This is a genomic window from Mesorhizobium sp. WSM2240, assembly GCF_040438645.1.
Taxonomy (GTDB): domain Bacteria; phylum Pseudomonadota; class Alphaproteobacteria; order Rhizobiales; family Rhizobiaceae; genus Allomesorhizobium.
Genome location: NZ_CP159253.1, coordinates 3,223,726 through 3,239,914, shown reverse-complemented (window position 1 = coordinate 3,239,914; position 16,189 = coordinate 3,223,726). Strand labels below are relative to the sequence as shown.

Annotated in this window: 15 protein-coding genes; 9 read left to right on the top strand and 6 right to left on the bottom strand. The window is 62.8% G+C overall.

Features of this window, described 5'->3' with window-relative positions; translation table 11 throughout:
* Positions 1-12: 12 nt before the first annotated feature.
* Positions 13-762, top strand: coding sequence for a glutamine amidotransferase (locus tag ABVK50_RS16130; RefSeq protein WP_353645622.1), 750 nt, complete (start codon positions 13-15; stop codon positions 760-762).
* Entirely contained in the window at positions 749-1,189 is a 441-nt protein-coding gene (locus ABVK50_RS16125) for a hypothetical protein (protein WP_353645623.1), read from the top strand. Before ABVK50_RS16130 ends, ABVK50_RS16125 begins: the two co-directional genes overlap by 14 nt.
* Positions 1,190-1,217: 28 nt before the next feature.
* Here ABVK50_RS16125 and bmt read toward each other — a convergent pair whose 3' ends face one another.
* Both bmt and ABVK50_RS16115 read right to left on the bottom strand, forming a co-directional pair.
* A complete protein-coding gene (bmt, locus tag ABVK50_RS16120) occupies positions 1,218-2,240 on the bottom strand; it encodes a betaine--homocysteine S-methyltransferase (RefSeq protein ID WP_353645624.1) in 1,023 nt (340 codons plus the stop codon).
* Between the two features lie 93 nt (positions 2,241-2,333).
* Entirely contained in the window at positions 2,334-3,185 is an 852-nt protein-coding gene (locus tag ABVK50_RS16115; RefSeq protein ID WP_353645625.1) for a helix-turn-helix transcriptional regulator, read from the bottom strand.
* Between the two features lie 221 nt (positions 3,186-3,406).
* Between ABVK50_RS16115 and ABVK50_RS16110 the strand changes: the two genes are divergently transcribed.
* On the top strand, positions 3,407-4,420 hold the full coding sequence (locus tag ABVK50_RS16110) for a fatty acid desaturase (protein ID WP_353645626.1): 1,014 nt from the start codon (positions 3,407-3,409) through the stop codon (positions 4,418-4,420).
* A 46-nt stretch (positions 4,421-4,466) separates the two neighbouring features.
* Complete coding sequence (locus tag ABVK50_RS16105) at positions 4,467-5,300, top strand: PhnD/SsuA/transferrin family substrate-binding protein (protein ID WP_353645627.1); 834 nt, start codon at positions 4,467-4,469, stop codon at positions 5,298-5,300.
* On the opposite strand, the gene ABVK50_RS16100 is transcribed toward ABVK50_RS16105, so the two are convergent.
* From ABVK50_RS16100 to ABVK50_RS16085, 4 genes are read right to left on the bottom strand one after another with little or no spacing between them, the layout of a single operon-like run.
* Complete coding sequence (locus ABVK50_RS16100) at positions 5,267-6,637, bottom strand: Xaa-Pro peptidase family protein (protein WP_353645628.1); 1,371 nt, start codon at positions 6,635-6,637, stop codon at positions 5,267-5,269. The two genes, ABVK50_RS16105 and ABVK50_RS16100, sit on opposite strands and share 34 nt — an antisense overlap.
* A 9-nt stretch (positions 6,638-6,646) precedes the next feature.
* Positions 6,647-9,223, bottom strand: a complete 2,577-nt coding sequence (locus ABVK50_RS16095) for an FAD-dependent oxidoreductase (protein ID WP_353645629.1) — start codon at positions 9,221-9,223, stop codon at positions 6,647-6,649.
* A gap of 47 nt (positions 9,224-9,270) precedes the next feature.
* A complete protein-coding gene (locus ABVK50_RS16090; RefSeq protein WP_353645630.1) occupies positions 9,271-9,654 on the bottom strand; it encodes a RidA family protein in 384 nt (127 codons plus the stop codon).
* Positions 9,655-9,662: 8 nt separating this feature from the next.
* Positions 9,663-11,237 carry a trimethylamine methyltransferase family protein gene (locus ABVK50_RS16085; protein ID WP_353645631.1) on the bottom strand — a complete coding sequence of 525 codons (1,575 nt, stop codon included), beginning with the start codon at positions 11,235-11,237 and terminating at the stop codon, positions 9,663-9,665.
* A gap of 116 nt (positions 11,238-11,353) precedes the next feature.
* Between ABVK50_RS16085 and solA the strand changes: the two genes are divergently transcribed.
* The 5 genes from solA to ABVK50_RS16060 all read left to right on the top strand — a co-directional run bounded on the left by solA (position 11,354) and on the right by ABVK50_RS16060 (position 16,160).
* Positions 11,354-12,484 carry an N-methyl-L-tryptophan oxidase gene (gene solA / locus ABVK50_RS16080; protein WP_353645632.1) on the top strand — a complete coding sequence of 377 codons (1,131 nt, stop codon included), beginning with the start codon at positions 11,354-11,356 and terminating at the stop codon, positions 12,482-12,484.
* Positions 12,485-12,523: 39 nt separating this feature from the next.
* Positions 12,524-13,288 carry a DUF72 domain-containing protein gene (locus ABVK50_RS16075; protein WP_353645633.1) on the top strand — a complete coding sequence of 255 codons (765 nt, stop codon included), beginning with the start codon at positions 12,524-12,526 and terminating at the stop codon, positions 13,286-13,288.
* 118 nt (positions 13,289-13,406) lie between these two features.
* Complete coding sequence (locus ABVK50_RS16070) at positions 13,407-14,570, top strand: MFS transporter (protein ID WP_353645634.1); 1,164 nt, start codon at positions 13,407-13,409, stop codon at positions 14,568-14,570.
* Positions 14,571-14,614: 44 nt separating this feature from the next.
* Positions 14,615-14,728 carry a capsid protein gene (locus ABVK50_RS16065; protein WP_353645635.1) on the top strand — a complete coding sequence of 38 codons (114 nt, stop codon included), beginning with the start codon at positions 14,615-14,617 and terminating at the stop codon, positions 14,726-14,728.
* Between the two features lie 49 nt (positions 14,729-14,777).
* Positions 14,778-16,160, top strand: coding sequence for an aspartate aminotransferase family protein (locus ABVK50_RS16060; protein WP_353645636.1), 1,383 nt, complete (start codon positions 14,778-14,780; stop codon positions 16,158-16,160).
* The last annotated feature ends 29 nt before the right edge of the window (positions 16,161-16,189 follow it).

Sequence of the window (16,189 nt, the reverse complement as noted above, 5' to 3'; positions counted from 1 at the left end):
GGGAGAAAGCCGATGTCCGCCAACGTGATTCTGCTGCGCCACGACGATGGGCCGGAGGACGACCGGGTGGCAACGTTCATGAACAGTAATGGGATTGCGGCGAGGAGCGTGCGGCCGTTCGCGGGCGAGTCGCTGCCGTCGGATCGGTCGGACGTGGCAGGCTGCGTGATCTTCGGCGGCCTCTTCAACGCCTTCGATACCGATGTGCATGCCTTCCTTGGCGATCAGTATGCGTTCGTCGATCGATGCCTCAAATGGAACGTCCCGATGTTAGGGCTATGCCTCGGCGCGCAGCAGATCGCCCATCATCTTGGCGCCCATGTCGGCCCGCCGGAAAGCAATGTGCACGAGTTCGGTTATTATGAAATCAGGCCGTCACCTGGGGCGAACGATTTCCTAACGAGGCCGCTGCATGTCGCACAATCGCACTGGCACGGCCTCGACCTTCCGTCGGGCGCGACGCTTCTGGCATCCAGCGACCTTTTTCCGAACCAGGCCTTCAGGTTCGGCGAAAATGTCTACGGCTTTCAGTTCCACGCTGAGATGACGCCTTCTGGTTTTGCACGGATGCAGAACGGATCGTCCCGCTACGGTCTGCCGGGTGTTCAGTCGAAGGAAGAGCAGTTGCGGCTGCAGCAGCTACATGACGAGCATCAGGCCGCCTGGTTCGTTCGCTTCCTCGAAACGCTCTTCACGACGGCACAAAGCACGCGGATGATCGAGTCCGCTGAACAATCGCGGATTAGCCATGGCGCATCTTGACGAATGGGATATCGCGCGGACCGGGCTGCGCTCGATATCCGCTGCCGAGATCAAGACCTTCTGGAACGGCTACATCGCCCACCGGAAGGACGTCCGGATCGAACATGGCAGTCTTTATTCGCGTTGGCGGCGAGTGTCGGACGATCTTGTCCTCTCGCTGTACCTAACGAATCGAAGCGTCGGCCTTTTCGTCCGAGGTCAGCGGGGAGAACGCTTCGCGACCACGGCGAACCGCCTGTCCGCCTATGAACCCGATCTCGGCCAGGCTCTGGGCGCGAGCCTGCGCGGCTATGAGGGCTGCTGCTATCTGACCAACTGGCCGCTCCCCATCACCGATCCTGCAAGCTGGCCGCAGGCTTACACATGGCTGGAAGAACGCGAACAGCACTACCACCGCGTGCTCACCGAAGCGATGCGCGATGGCTAGCGAGGAGGGACCGGAGTCCGGACCGGTATCAGGCCCGTGCGCGGCGGCGCTCGCGTCGCGCGTCCGCGGTTTCCCCGGTGCCGCCGCTCTTGTCGGCGGTCTTGTTGCGCAGCGGGCCGATGCGCTCGACGATCGTTTCGACCGTCGGGCGGGCCGACTTCCGGTGCGCGTCGAGCGCATGGCGCATCGCCGCAAGATGCTGGAACGAGGTGCCGCAGCAGCCGCCGACGATCTTTGCGCCGCCATCAACCGCCAGCCTGACGTAGTCGGCCATCAGTTCCGGCGTGCCGGAATAATGGATTTCCGTGCCGCGAAACTCCGGGATGCCGCAATTTCCCTTGACGATCACCGTCGCCTCCGGCTTGGCGCCGGTCATATCCAGCAGCGACGACAGGATGTCGGACGCGCCGACGCCGCAATTGGCGCCGACCGCGACCGGCTTTTCGGGAAGCCCTTCGGCGACGCCGTGAATGTCTTTCGGCGCAAGGCCCATCATCGAGCGGCCGGCGGTGTCGAACGAAACCGTGTAGGTGTAAGGCATGCCCGCGTCGATCGCCGCCTGCGCGGCGGCCTTGGCTTCGTCAGGCGCGGACATTGTCTCGATCCAGGCGATTTCGGCGCCGCCTTCCTTCAGGCCTCTTATCTGCTCGGAAAAGGCGTCGACCGCCTCGTCATAGGTCATCGCGCCGAGCGGCTGGAGCAGTTCGCCGGTCGGGCCGACGGAGCCCGCGACGATGACCTTGCGCCCGGCCTTGTCGGCGACGCTTCGTGCAATCTCGGCCGCGCGCTTGTTCAACTCGTGCACCCGGTCCTGCGCATGATGCAGCTTCAGCCGGTGACGGGTGCCGCCGAAAGAATTGGTGAGGATGATGTCGGCGCCGGCGTCGACGAAATTCTGGTGCAGCGCTGTGATCTTTTCCGGAGCGGTTTCGTTCCAGAGTTCCGGCGCTTCGCCGGCTTCCAGGCCCATGCCGAACAGATTGGTGCCCGTCGCGCCGTCCGCGAGCAGGACGCCCTTTTCGGCCAGCAGCGCGTCGATCGGATTGGTCATGGTAAAATCGCCTTTGAGTACTTCCAGAAGGATAACGATATAAACAAGTCTTTATGTCCAGTCAATGGAGAGCGTGCTTGCCGAAGACCATCCCTATGCTGCTGAAAGCGCCGTTTTCGAGAGGTTCCGGGCGAACGCCGCTGCCTCGTGCGCATTGATTTCGGCGGCCCGGATTAAATCGTCAAAATGCCGGGTCAGCGCCCGGATCGGCTGAGTGGCGTTCAGCACGATATACATATCGCCTGCATAGATCGCTGCGCGGTAAGGTCCGAAGATCGTATAGGGCACAGAATAGCGCATGCGCCCGTCGTAAAGGAACAGGCGGAAAGTCGGGTAGAGGTCGTCGAGCAGCGTCGCCATGTGCTCGAGCTGCTCACGCCGCGCCGTATCGGGAAATCCGTCCCACACGCCGAGTCCGAGTGCGAATATTTCCAGAGTATGCCGTGGCATGCAGACCTCCATGTCGGTCTCAGGCCGGCGGTTGTAATCGATGCGGTACTGCGTTTCGTCGGCCTGGGTTTCCCGGTTTCTATTGGAGATGTCCGACTCGTAGTCGATCAACGCCTCAGTGCGCAGAAGGTCGGGGATGCCGGCCGGCACATAGCGGATTTTTGTGCCCACAGCCTCGCCATGCCATTTGGCCAGCAAGGTTCGGTCGAAGCCGCCATGGGCCTCCTCTATTTCGAGGCTGGCGCGGATCTCGCCGGTGAGCGCTTCATCCTGGCTGAGCCCCATCAGCCAGTCGAGCGAAACGCGGTGCTCGGCAGCAATCGTCAGCAGCGTCTCGGCGCGGGGAAGGCGGGTGGTGGCGCCGGAAAGCAGTTGCGACAGCGCCGAGCGGTCGATGCCGACCGACTCCGCGAAGGCCGACTGATTGATCCCCGCGCGCTGAACAAGTGTTTTGAGGCGCTGGCGGAATACTCCTGACAAATCACGCTTGTCCAATTTCACCTCCCGATCGGGTCAAAAATTTCTTTGAAGGCCATACATCCCGCCCGCGGCGGAACAAAAATTCGCACGTTTGTTTACAATTCATAACATCTGCTGCTGAAGATGCGCAATATCAACACACTGTGCGCGTTGTCTCGTTGAAGTTGGCCGGCCCTGCTGACAATCTCATGTCAGGAGTGATTTGCACTCCGGCGACTGGGGTAGTGGTCGAGCGCATGGCGAGAATTGCAGGCAAGCGGCGAAGCGGGGCACCGGCTATTGAATGGCCGACGGTGGGGCTGATCGCCGCGACCTATGCCTCCTGGGCGGGGGCGGCATTCTTCTTGTGGCCGGCCTATCCAGTCGTCTCCCTTTTCGTGCTTGGCGTGCTTCTGGCGATGCAGTCGTCCTTGATGCATGAAGCCGCGCACGGCCACCCGACCCGAAAACTCTGGATCAATGAAGCGCTGGTCGGCCTGCCGATCGGGCTGGTCTATCCGTTCCGGCGTTTCCGGGCGCTGCATCTGCGCCATCATGCCGACGAGAGCCTAACCGATCCGTTCGACGATCCGGAAAGCTATTATCAGGCTCTCTGGCAGCACCGGGAGCTGCCGGCGGCGCTGAAGACGCTGCTTGCCGTGAACAATACGATGATCGGCCGGTTCGTGCTCGGACCGGTGCTTGGCACGGCAGGTTTCCTGCTCGCCGAAGCGAAACTGATCGCCGCGGGCGACCGCGCTGTGCGCAAGGCATGGCTGCTGCATGCGGCGGGTCTCGCGATCGTGCTGCCGATCGTCATTGTCGTCTTTGGGATACCGCTCTGGCTCTACATCCTGGTGCCGGTCTGGCTGGGGCAGTCCCTGATTTCGCTGCGCACCTTTGCCGAGCACCAATGGTCGGAGCGGCCGGACGGGCGCACGATCATCGTCGAAAATTCACCACTCGCCTTCCTGTTCCTGAACAACAATCTACATCTCGTGCACCACAAGAGCCCGACAGTGGCATGGTACCGCCTGCCGAAGCTGTTTGCCGAGCGGCGCGAGGAGTGGATTGCGATGAACAGGGGCTATGTGTTCCCAAGCTATTTCGCGCTGTTGAAGGCATATGCCTTCCGCGCCAAGGAGCCGGTGGTGCATCCGGTGCTGCGCCGCGCGCCGGAGGCCGGCCGTGCCTTCAAGCCGCGTGTTCGCGGCCGGTCCGTGCATGGCCTCGGCACCGTTCCCGTGCCGGCCGAGCCGCCGAAGGAATGAGCTGCAGCGGCTTGCATCTGCCCCATTCAGCAGTCGATATGAGCGCATGAGCGAATTCATAGCCGCCTTGCCGATGTATGACTGGCCCGAAAGCCGGGCCGAGACCGATGCCGAATGGACGCGGCTGCGCGAGGCGTTTCGCGCCGCAGGCGTGAACACGCGGGAAAGTCTGGTTCGGCGCAACGCGGATCTGCTGCCTGTGCCGGGCGGCATTCGGAGCCTGGACGGTGCAATCCTGACGCCGGACCCGGCAAGTCTGCCACCCGACGAACTCGACTTTCGCGCGCTCTGGCTGCATCCGCAGTTGCTCTTCGCCCAGACCTGCTGGGGGCCGATGGAGCAGGGGCTGTCACGGCATGTTAAGGTGATCGGCCAACCGAGTTATGACGGGTTCGAAGGCGGGCAGGGGGAGTTTTATTCGAGCGCGATACTGATGCGGCGGAGTGAAGGGCAGCCGCAAGCATCGCCTCCATCCAACGGATGCGCCGTCATTCCGTTCGATCTCGTGCGCAACCGGCGCTTCGCCTTCAACAGCAGCGACTCCATGTCGGGCATCATTGCGCTAACGCGCGATCTGCAGGCGATGGGGGAAAATCTCGAAATCTTTTCCGAACGGGTCGAGACCGGCGCCCATCGTGCTTCGATTGTCGCCGTTGCCGAAGGTCGGGCCGATCTCTGCACTGTCGATTGCCGAAGCTGGGCCATGGCGCTGCGCTTCGAGCGGGCGGCTTCAGAAGTGCAGGTCGTCGGCTGGACGACGCGGCGCAAGGGCTTGCCCTATATCGCCTCGGCAAGCACGTCCGATAGTCTCCTGGCAAGGCTGAGGGCCACGCTGGCAAAAATCGATCAGCCGGCGATGAGCCCCGCATCGAGCGGGTAGCGCGAAAGCTGCTCGGGTCCGGTTTCGGTGATCAGCACCTGCTCCTCGATCTTGACGCCTTCGCGCCCGCCGAGCCGGCCGATATAGCTTTCGACGCACAGCACCATCCCTGGTTCGAGCACGCCGTCCGGCGTGTCATCGGTCCAGTCACCGGCATGCGGCAGGGTCGGGTATTCGTCGGCCAGCCCGACGCCATGATAAAGCACGCCGTAGCGCGCCGGAAAACAGTCCGCTGGCGGAATCTTTGAGCATTCGACGAGGTCGCGAAACGATGTGCCGGGGCGCATCAGATCGATGTTGAACGCGATCTGGTCGGCGGCGATGCGGAACAGGTCGCGCTGTTCGTCGGTCGGTTTGACGTCGCCGCACAACCAGGTGCGAGACAGATCGGCGCAGAAGCCGTGGGGGCCGATCAGGTCCGTGTCGAAGGCGACGAGGTCGCCGGCTTCGATCATCCGCGACGAGCACTCCTGGAACCACGGATTGGTGCGCGGACCGGACGACAGCAGCCGCGTCTCGATCCATTCGCCGCCGCGGGCGATGTTGCCGCGATGCAGTTCCGCCCACAGCTCGTTTTCCGAAATGCTCGGTTTCAGCGCAGCCTCCATCTCGGCCATCGCGGCCTCGCAGGAGACGATGGCGCGGCGCATGCAGAGAATCTCGTCGGGTGATTTTATCAACCGCGCATTCTCCATAACGGCCTCACCATTGCCGACCGACACTCCGAGCCGGGCAAGCTCCGCGACGCCCTCATGATCGATATGGTCGACAGCAATGTGCTTGTTTCCGCCGCCATGCTCCCGGATCAGATCGGCGATGCCGGCCGCCCATCGCTGCACGCGCTTGACCGACAGTTCGCCGCCGTAGAGATAAATCCACGAAACGGCAGGACGCACCTCGTCCACCACCCCCGAATGATCCGAGAGATGCTCGCAGGAAAAATAATCGAACAGCACCACCGGTCCGTAGGTGGCGACGAAGCAATGGCGGGTCGGATTGTGCGCGACCCAGAGCTGCATGTTGGTGCTATCGGTGGCGTAGCGGATGTTGACGGGATCATAGAGGAGCGCGCCGGCATAGTCGCGGCGCTTCAGTTCAGCACGGATGCGTTCCAGTCGGTATTTGCGCATGGCCGGCAGGTCGGGGTCGGCAATGCCGGCCGCGCGCCACTCGGCTTCGGCGGTTTCGCCATAGCCGAGAGCATGCTGGTTGAGCGAGGCCGCCTTCTCGCGGGACTGGCGGTGGAGGTCGGAAATCCCGCCGGTGCCGTCGCCGTGTTCGAACGGCATGATCTTGCGGTGGCGGCCGAACCCTCCCGCTGTGCTTCGTTCGGCCATCGCAATATCTCAGCTTCGCATCTTTTCGCCGCTCGGGTCGAAGGGCGGGGCAATGTTGATGCGGGCCGGCCGCCGGCGCCCGAGAATCTCGATCTCGAACATGCCCTCGCTCTCGTTTTCGGCAAGGGCTGCCGGGACATAGCCCTGCGCCATGGATTTCTGGACGTAGTGCGCGTAGCCGCCGGACGTGACCCAGCCGACCACCCGCCAATCTCCATCGACAATGCCGCGGATGCCGGAGGAATCATTGCCGTTGGCCGCTACCGACCCGCGTACCTCTTTGCCGCCGGTGTCGAACCGCGGCGCGCCGAAGCCGTGCGGCTTCTCGACCGTGCCATAGTCGGTCGAAATCTTCGCCCAGATTGGCTCATCGCCCATCACATCGGCATCGACGGCATCGACCACGAAGGAAACGCGGCGCAGTTTCGGGCCTTCCGCCTGCTCCTTGGCCGCCTGCTCGCGGCCGATGAAATCGTTCTTGTCCAGCTTGATGAAGCGGTCCATCGAACCTTCGAACACGCCGTAGATCGGCCGCAACTCGCGGAACCATGTCGGAAAGTTCTTCTCGAGCCGCATCGACAGCAGCGCGCGCATGCCAAAATCGACGATGCCGAATTCCTCACCGGCCTGCTTGATCGCCGCATAGACCAGCCGCTGATAGGCCGGCGCCATCCAGATTTCGTAACCGAGATCGCCGGTATAGGTGACGCGGTTAACCATGCAGGGCGCGCCGCCGACCGCCATCTCGCGGAAGTCCATGAAACGGAACGCCTTGTTCGAGACATCGGCATCGACCAGCTTGGCTAGCACATCGCGAGCGCGTGGGCCGGCGATAGACAGCCCCACCAGCGTCTGGTCGAAGCGGTGCAGCCGGACCGAGCCGTCCTTGGGCAGGTGCCGTTCGAACCAGCGCATATGGTATTTCTGCGCGGCGGAAGAACCAAAGATCATGAAGCGCTCTTCCGCCGCTTTGGCGATCGTGAAGTCGCCGATCAGCCTGCCGAACTCGTTCAGCATCGGCGTAAGCACGATGCGTCCGGCCTTCGGCATACGGTTGGTCATCAGCCGGTTGAGGAAATCCTCCGCGCCCGGTCCGGCGACTTCGTATTTCGCGAAATTGGCGATTTCGGTGACGCCGACGCGCTCACGCGTCGCGCGCACTTCATTGCCGACATGCTCGAAATCGTTGGAGCGATGGAAAGACACAATGTCCTTGGGTTCCGTGCCCTTCGGCGCGAACCAGAGCGGAGTTTCGAGACCCCAGCTATCACCCATGATCGCGTTGTTTGCCACCATCGTATCGTAGAGTGGCGTCGTCTGCGCCGGCCTGGCCGCCGGCAGCTCCTCATTAGGAAAGCGGATCGAGAAGCGGCGAGAATAGTTTTCGCGCACCTTGGCGTTGGTGTAGCGCAGCGTCGCCCATTCACCGAAGCGGGCAACGTCCATGCCCCAGACGTCGAAGCCGGGATCGCCGTGCACCATCCAGTTGGACAGCGCCAGGCCGACGCCGCCGCCCTGCGAAAAACCCGCCATGACGGCGCAGGCGGTCCAGTAATTGGTCAGGCCCTGCACCGGGCCGACCAGCGGGTTGCCATCAGGCGCGAAGGTGAAGGGGCCGTTGATGATCTGCTTGATGCCAGCTTTCTCGATGCCCGGAAAATGGCGGAAGCCGACTTCCAGCGACGGCGCAATGCGATCGAGATCGGGCGCCAGCAATTCATGGCCGAAGCTCCACGGCGTTTCCACCGGCGACCACGGCTTGGCCGCTTTCTCGTAGGTGCCGAGCAAAACTCCGTTGCGCTCCTGCCGGGTATAGATCTCGCCCTTGAAGTCGATGACGCCGATCATCTCGCGGCCGGTCGAGCGGTTGAATTCCTCGACCTCCGGCATCGGCTCTGTCAGCAGATACATGTGCTCCATCGCGAGCACCGGCAGTTCCAGCCCGGCCATGCGGCCGATCTCGCGCGCCCACAGGCCGCCGCAATTCACGACATGCTCGGCCTTCACCGTGCCTTGCTCGGTGATGACGTTCCAGGTGCCGTCGACCTCTTGCGTAAGCTCTACGACCCGGTTGCGCAGCACGATTTCGGCGCCGAGCTTCTTCGCCGCCTTGGCGTAAGCATGTGTGGTGCCCGACGGATCGAGATGGCCCTCGACAGGATCCCACATGGCGCCGACGAAATTCGTCTCGTCCATCAGCGGGAACATCGCCTTGGCCTCGGATGGCGTGATCAACTCGGTCTCCATGCCGAGATAGCGGCCCTTGGCATGGGTCAGGCGCAGGAAATCCATACGCTCCGGCGTGTCGGCCATCATCACACCGCCGGTGAGATGCAGGCCACAGGACTGTCCGGAAATCTCCTCCAGTTCCTTGTACAGTTGCACGGTGTAGGCCTGGAGCTTGGCGACATTGGGATCGCCGTTCAGGGTATGGAAGCCGCCTGCTGCATGCCAGGATGAGCCCGAGGTCAGTTCCGAGCGCTCGATCAACATGACGTCGGTCCAGCCGGCCCTGGCAAGGTGGAAGAGAACCGAAGCGCCGACGACGCCGCCGCCGATGACAACCGCTTTTGCGTGGGATTTCATGAAATTGCGTCCGTTTGTGCGTAAATCGATTCAGGAAATGAGGCCGGTCAGGCGGCGGCGATGGCTTCGATCTCCAGCAGCCATTTTTCGTCGAAAATGCCGGTGATGATCGTCGTCAGCCCGATCAGCCGGCCTTGGAGCACCTCCTGCTGGACTTTGCGGTAGTCGGCGGTATACTGCCGGTCGGACAGGAAGATGGTCACCTTGACCAGGTTGTCGAGCGTCATGTCGGCGGCGTGCAACTGCGCAATGACGTTCCGCCAGACCAGGCGCGCCTGATCCTCGAAGCGTTCGGGCACCTTGCCGTCGATCGTCTCCGGAATCTGGCCGCTGATATAGAGAATTCGCGTCGCGCCGGTGACTTCCATCGCCTGGACATAGCCGCCCAGCGGTTGCGGGGCGTCCGGGGCGTTGATTGGCTTCATCTTCATTTCAAACCTCAAAAATCCGTCGGCGCGCCGCCTTCGAGCCGGCGCTTTTCGACAAAGGCATCCAACTCCTCGGCGATTGCCGGGTCCATGTAGGGCTTTTCGTAGGTCGCCAACCGCTCTTTCCAGATGCGATTGGCTTTTTCCGCGGCCGTGGGCGAACCGGCTTCCGCCCAGGTCTCGAAGTTGCGCCAGTCCGAAATGATCGGCGAATAGAAAGCGGTCTTGTAGCGGTCCTGCGTATGTTGGGTACCGAAGAAATGCCCGCCTGGCCCGACATCGCGGATGGCATCGACCGCCAGCGCGTTCTCCGACAGGTCGAGCGGCGTCAGGAACTCCGCCACCATCTGCAGGAGATCGATGTCGAGGATCGTCTTTTCGTAGGAGCAGCGAAGCCCACCTTCGAGCCAGCCTGCGCCATGCAGCATGAAGTTGGCGCCCGCCTGAATCGCGCCCCATAGCGAGAACACGCTCTCATAGGCAGCCTGCGCGTCGACTGCATTGGCGGCGCATGTATTGGAAGTGCGGTAGGGGATATTGTAGCGGCGCGCCAGTTGGCCGCCGACCAGTTGCGCCTTCATGTATTCCGGCGTGCCGAAAGCCGGCGCGCCCGACTTCATGTCGACATTGGAGGTAAAGCCACCGTAGCCGACAGGCGCGCCCTTTTTCACCATCTGAGCGAAGGCGATACCGGACAGCGCTTCGGCATTCTGCTGCACAAGTGCGCCGGCGATGGTGACCGGAGCCATGGCGCCCGACAGTGTGAAGGGCGTGACGATGACGACCTGGCCATTGCCCGACATCTGGATGATGCCTTCCAGCATAGGAATGTCGAGCTTTAGCGGCGAATTGGTGTTGATGATGGTGTAGACCGACGGCTCATCCTGCAGCTGCTCGCGGGAAATGCCGCGAGCGATGCGGGCGATCTCGATGCCGTCGACATTGCGCTCCTTGCCTAGCGAATAGATGTGAAACACCTTGTCGGTCAGCGTCGCCAGATCGCGGATGCATTCGAGATGGCGCACCGACGGATGGATATCCACCGGCTCGACGGGATAGCCGCCGGTGGTATTCAGGATGTTGTGGATCTGCGCCAGTTTCAGGAAGTTGCGGAAATCCTCCTGATTGCCTGGCCGGCGGCCGCGGTCGAGGTCGGAGCAATTCGGCGCCGACGCCATCTGTGACAGGACGAGATTGTTGCCCCCAAAACGGACATTGTGCTCGGGATTGCGGGCATGCAGCGTGAATTCGGACGGGCAATGCGCGATTAGTTCCAGGATCATGTCGCTGTCGAAGCGAACGCGCTCGCTGCCCTCGCGCACATCTGCGCCATGAGCCTTCATGATGCGGCGCGCCTCATCGTGCAGCACGTCGACGCCGATCTCCTTGAGCACTCGCAGCGATGCGAGGTGGATCGATTCGAGCTGATCGTCGGAAATGATCTTCGTCGGGGCGAACGGAATCTTCAGCTGGCGGAAGGGCGGCTGCTCGAAGGCCGATCCGCCGCCTGCGCGCTTGCCGGCACGTCCGCCGTGGCGGGCGCGGCCGGCGGGCGCCTGTTCGGCGGGATGAAGGGCAGCGGTCATGGACTTCCTCGTGGCAATGCGGGATTTCGACGGCATAATGGACCGGCGGTCTCGCCATCATTGCGGAGGCGGCGACCACTAGCGCGAGGGAAGCGACATGCCGGAGGGGAAGCGGATTGACCGCCTATGATGTTGTTGTCATCGGCCTGGGCGCGATGGGAAGTGCATCGCTGTTCCATCTTTCGCGACGGGGAAAGCGGGTTCTGGGAATTGAGCAATTCGAGCCCGGCCATGACCGCGGCTCGTCGCATGGCGAGTCCCGCGCGATACGGCTCGGCTATTTCGAGCATCCCAGTTACGTGCCGCTCGCCCGGCGCGCCTATGAGAACTGGCGAGAACTGGAACGGCTCGCCGAAGAAAAGGTGCTGACCGTCACCGGCGTCCTCGAAATCGGCAAACCGGGCAGCGTCATCGTCGAGGGGTCGCTGGCAGCAAGCCAGATGCATGGCCTGGAGCATGAAGTGCTCGCCGCAGGCGAGATCGCAAAGCGTCATCCGCAATTCACGCTGCCGAACGACTATTCTGCCGTGTGGCAGCCTGATGGCGGTTTCCTGCAGCCGGAACTCGCCAATTCGTTGCATCTGAAGCTGGCAAGGGCGGCGGGCGCGGAAATGCTCGTGAACACGCCTGTGCTTGGCGTCGAACCGACCTCTAGCGGCGTGCGGATCGTGCTGCAGGATCGCGTGATCGAAGCCGCAAGCGCGGTGATCGCCGCCGGCCCATGGATCGCGGAACTCGTTCCCGAATTGAAGCCGCACCTGACGCTCAGCCGGCAGGTGCTGTGCTGGTTCGAGCCGCGCGAACCCGACGCGGTGCGCCTGGGCAAATTGCCGGTATTCATAATCGATGGCGAACACGACATCGCCTACGGCTTTCCGGATTTCTCGGGCAGCGGCTTCAAATGCGCCTCGCACCATGGCAGCGGAACTTGGACGCAGGCTGGCGACGCCAGACAGGACGCGGGCCCGGCCGACGAGAAGCGGATGCACGATTTCCTCGAAGACTATCTGCCGGCGGCCGCCGGCTCGCTCAAGAAGATGCGCACATGCATCTATACGAAGACGCCGGACGAGGATTTCGTCATCGATCTTTCGCCAGCCGACCCGCGCATCGTCATCGCGTCGCCCTGCTCGGGCCATGGCTACAAGTTCGCGAGCGTCATCGGCGAGGTGCTGGCCGATCTGGCGATCGACGGCCGGACGCGGCACGACATTAGCCGGTTTGCGATCGGGCGGTTTGCTGGCTGAACGGCTGCCACCAATCGGTGGTTGCCGCGTTCATCGTCAATGGACAAAGCTAGGAAGAAAGCGACGGGTAATCGCGCCGGCGAACTGCGCATCGGCACCTCCGGCTGGCACTACGCCGATTGGTGGGGTCCGTTCTATCCGCAGGGAGTGCGGAAGAAGGATGCGCTCAGCTACTATGCCTCGCGCTTCGGCGCCACCGAGTTGAATGCGCCGTTCTACCGAACGCCGACGCCGAAGGCAGTGCAGGGCTGGTTCGACACCACGCCGGACGAGTTCCGCTTCACCTGGAAGGCGTCGCGCTTCCTCACCCATTTCAAGCGGCTTCTGGTGGATGACAATTCGTTGAAGCTGCTTGATGACCGAATCGACCTGCTTCGGCATAAGGCCGGACCCGTTCTCTTCCAGCTTCCGCCGCAGATGCGCGCCGACCGCGAACGCCTGGCGACATTCCTGAAGAGGCTGAAGCGGTCGCGCCGCTACTGCTTCGAGTTTCGTCATGCGAGTTGGTATGAGGCGTCGGTTTTCGATCTGTTGCGCGACCACAATATCTCGCTCTGTCTCTCCGATCATGCGTCTGCTCCCGCGCCCCTGGAGGTGACGGCGGACTGGGTCTATGTCCGCAACCATGGGCCGAGCGGCCGCTACCATGGCAGCTATTCCGATGCCGCGCTCAAGGGCTGGGCGAAGCACATCCGGAAGTGGTTTCGAGAGGGCCGCGACGTGTGGTGCTTCTTCGACAATGACGTGAAGAGCGCAGCGCCCGCCGATGCGGAAAAGCTGCTGGCGCTTCTGGGCAAGGACTGATCCCTCGACGCGCTGGTGCAAAGGGTTTTCCGGTCCGGCACTTCCGTTCCCGTTTCGAAACCGGTAGCAGGACCGTCCGGCCGCTGGCGCACGCCCGGCTTTTTAGTGGAAAACAACCATGGTCGCGACGGAATCCAGCGGCAGCGAAGCCAGGGCGGACTGGGCCGCCATTGCCGGCGTCATCGCGACGGTTTCGGTGTTCGCCATCGCACAGGGCCTGACATATCCACTGCTGAGCTTCATCCTGCAGCGCCAAGGCATTTCGCCGAGCCTGATCGGCCTGTCGGCAGCGATGACGCCGATAGGGTTCATCGTTTCCTCGCCGCTCGTTCCCTGGCTTGCCCGGCGTTTCGGCGCGGGGCGGACGGCGCTGAGCTGCGCGGTCCTCTCGGCCGTGACGCTTGCTTTGATCGGGTGGACGCAGGACGTCTATGCCTGGTTCCTTCTCCGTTTCCTGCTCGGTCTGGTGACCAATCCGCTCTACGTCCTGAGCGAAGTCTGGATGATTGCGCTTGCGCCGCCGGCACGGCGCGGCCGTGTCATGGGCGTCTATACGACCATCATCTCGGCTGGGTTCGCGGCCGGTCCGCTGTGCCTGCTCGCCGTTGGCTCGTATGGCTGGCCGCCGTTTCTCGTCGGGATCGTCGCTTTTGTCGTTTGCGGCGCCTGCCTGGCTTTGGTGCTCAAGCGGTTGCCGAAGTTCGACGAGACCGGCCATCAGGTTTCCGTACTCGGTTTTGTGCCGCTCGCCTGGCTGCTCCTGTTTGCCGTCGTTGTGGCCGCGGGCTTCGAACAGGGCGTGCTTGCGCTGCTGCCTGTGTACGGGATTGAATACGGCATCGCCGAAGCCACGATGGCTGCGCTGCTTTCAGTGATGATCGCCGGCAACATCGCCCTGCAGGTGCCGCTAGGCCTGCTTGCGGAGCGGCTGACGGCGCGAAGCGTGCGGCTCGCCTGCACCTGGGCGGCGGCACTCGGATGCGCCGCGCTGCCCTTCCTCATCGAGACGCCGCTTGTCTGGCCGTTCGTGTTTGTCTGGGGCGCCGTCTCCTACGGCATCTACACAATGACGATCATCGAACTCGGCGAGAAATTCTCAGGCGCGATGCTGGTCGCGGGCAATGCGGCGTTTTCGCTGATGTGGGGCATTGGCGGCATCACGGTGCCGCCCGCAACGGGCGCTGCAATGGATGTTCTGGGTACGCGCGGACTGCCGATTTTGCTTGGCGTGCTGTGCCTCGCCCTGGCGATCGCCAGCAGCGTCCGTCGCGGTCCGGCTTGAACGCGGACTGAAACGTCGACTAGACTGCCGTGATGCTCGCTTCCATGGCTTATCCTGCAAGGCCGACCAGCGCCGTGACGCCCTCGCGGCGGACGCTGCATGCCGAGCTGCTGCGGCTTTGCGCCCGCATCGGCTATTCGCCGCCCGCCTTCCGTTGAATTCCATCCCGGCTGTTGCCGGATCGATTCAACTGGAAGGAACAACTCCATGACTTACCAGAATTATTCGCTGTCGCAGCTGCAGGCGATCGACTCCGCCCATCACATTCACCCGTTCACGGACCACAAGGAATTGCGCGGCGCTGGCAGCCGCATGATCACCCGTGCCGACGGGCCGTTCATCTATGATTCGGAGGGCAATGAGCTGCTCGACGGCATGGCCGGCCTTTGGTGCGTGAACATCGGCTACGGCCGCAACGAACTCGCTGAGGCCGCCTATGCGCAGATGAAGGAGCTTCCCTATTACAATTCCTTCTTCAAATGCTCGACGCCGACGCCGGTTCTGCTTGCAAGGAAGCTTGCCGAGATCGCGCCGACGAACATCAATCAGGTGTTTTACGGCTCGTCCGGATCGGAGGCCAACGACACGGCGCTGCGGCTGGTCCGCCACTACTGGGTGCTCGAAGGCAAGCCCCAGAAGAACCGCATCATCTCGCGGACCATGGCCTATCACGGCTCCACAGTGGCGGGAACGTCGCTCGGTGGCATGGACGGCATGCACAGCCAGCTTGGCGGGGCGGTTCCCAACATCGTCCATGTGATGATGCCCTACGCGTATGAGCTCGTGCTGCCGGGCGAAAGCGACCACGATTTCGGCGTGCGCGCGGCCAAAGCCGTCGAGGACGCCATCCTGGAAGCCGGAGCAGATAATGTCGCCGCCTTCATCGGCGAGCCGATCATGGGAGCGGGCGGCGTAAAGATCCCGCCGGCGAGCTATTGGCCGGAAATCCAGCGTATCTGCCGCAAATATGACGTGCTGCTGATGCTCGACGAGGTCATCACCGGTTATGGCCGGACGGGCGAATGGTTCGCCGCCCAGACCTTCGGCATCGAGCCGGATACGATCACCACCGCCAAGGCGCTGACCTCGGGTTACCAGCCGCTTTCGGCGCTGCTGGTCGGCGACAGGATCGCCTCCACGCTGGTCGAGAAGGGCGGCGAGTTCTATCACGGCTATACCTATTCCGGTCATCCGGTGGCCTGTGCGGTCGCTCTCAAGAATCTTGAAATCATCGAGCGGGAAGGGCTGATAGAACGGGTCAAGACCGACACCGGGCCTTATTTCGCGCAGATGCTGAGCGAGCGGATTTCCGGCCATGGACTGGTCGGCCAGGTCCGCAGCGTCGGCCTGATGGGGGCTATCGAGATCGTCAAGGACAAGGCGACGCGCGAGCGGTTCCAGCCGGCCGGCAGCGCCGCCGTCGCCGTACGCGACCACGCGATTGCCCAAGGCATGATGATGCGGGCGACCGGCGACACGATGATACTGTCACCGCCGCTGATCTGGACCCACGCGACGATCGATATGGCCGGCGAGCGCATTCTGAAAGCGCTCGATCTTGCCGAGGCCGATCTTCGCAGGGCACACTGAAGCCGAAGGACGCCGCTTCCAGCCCGTTT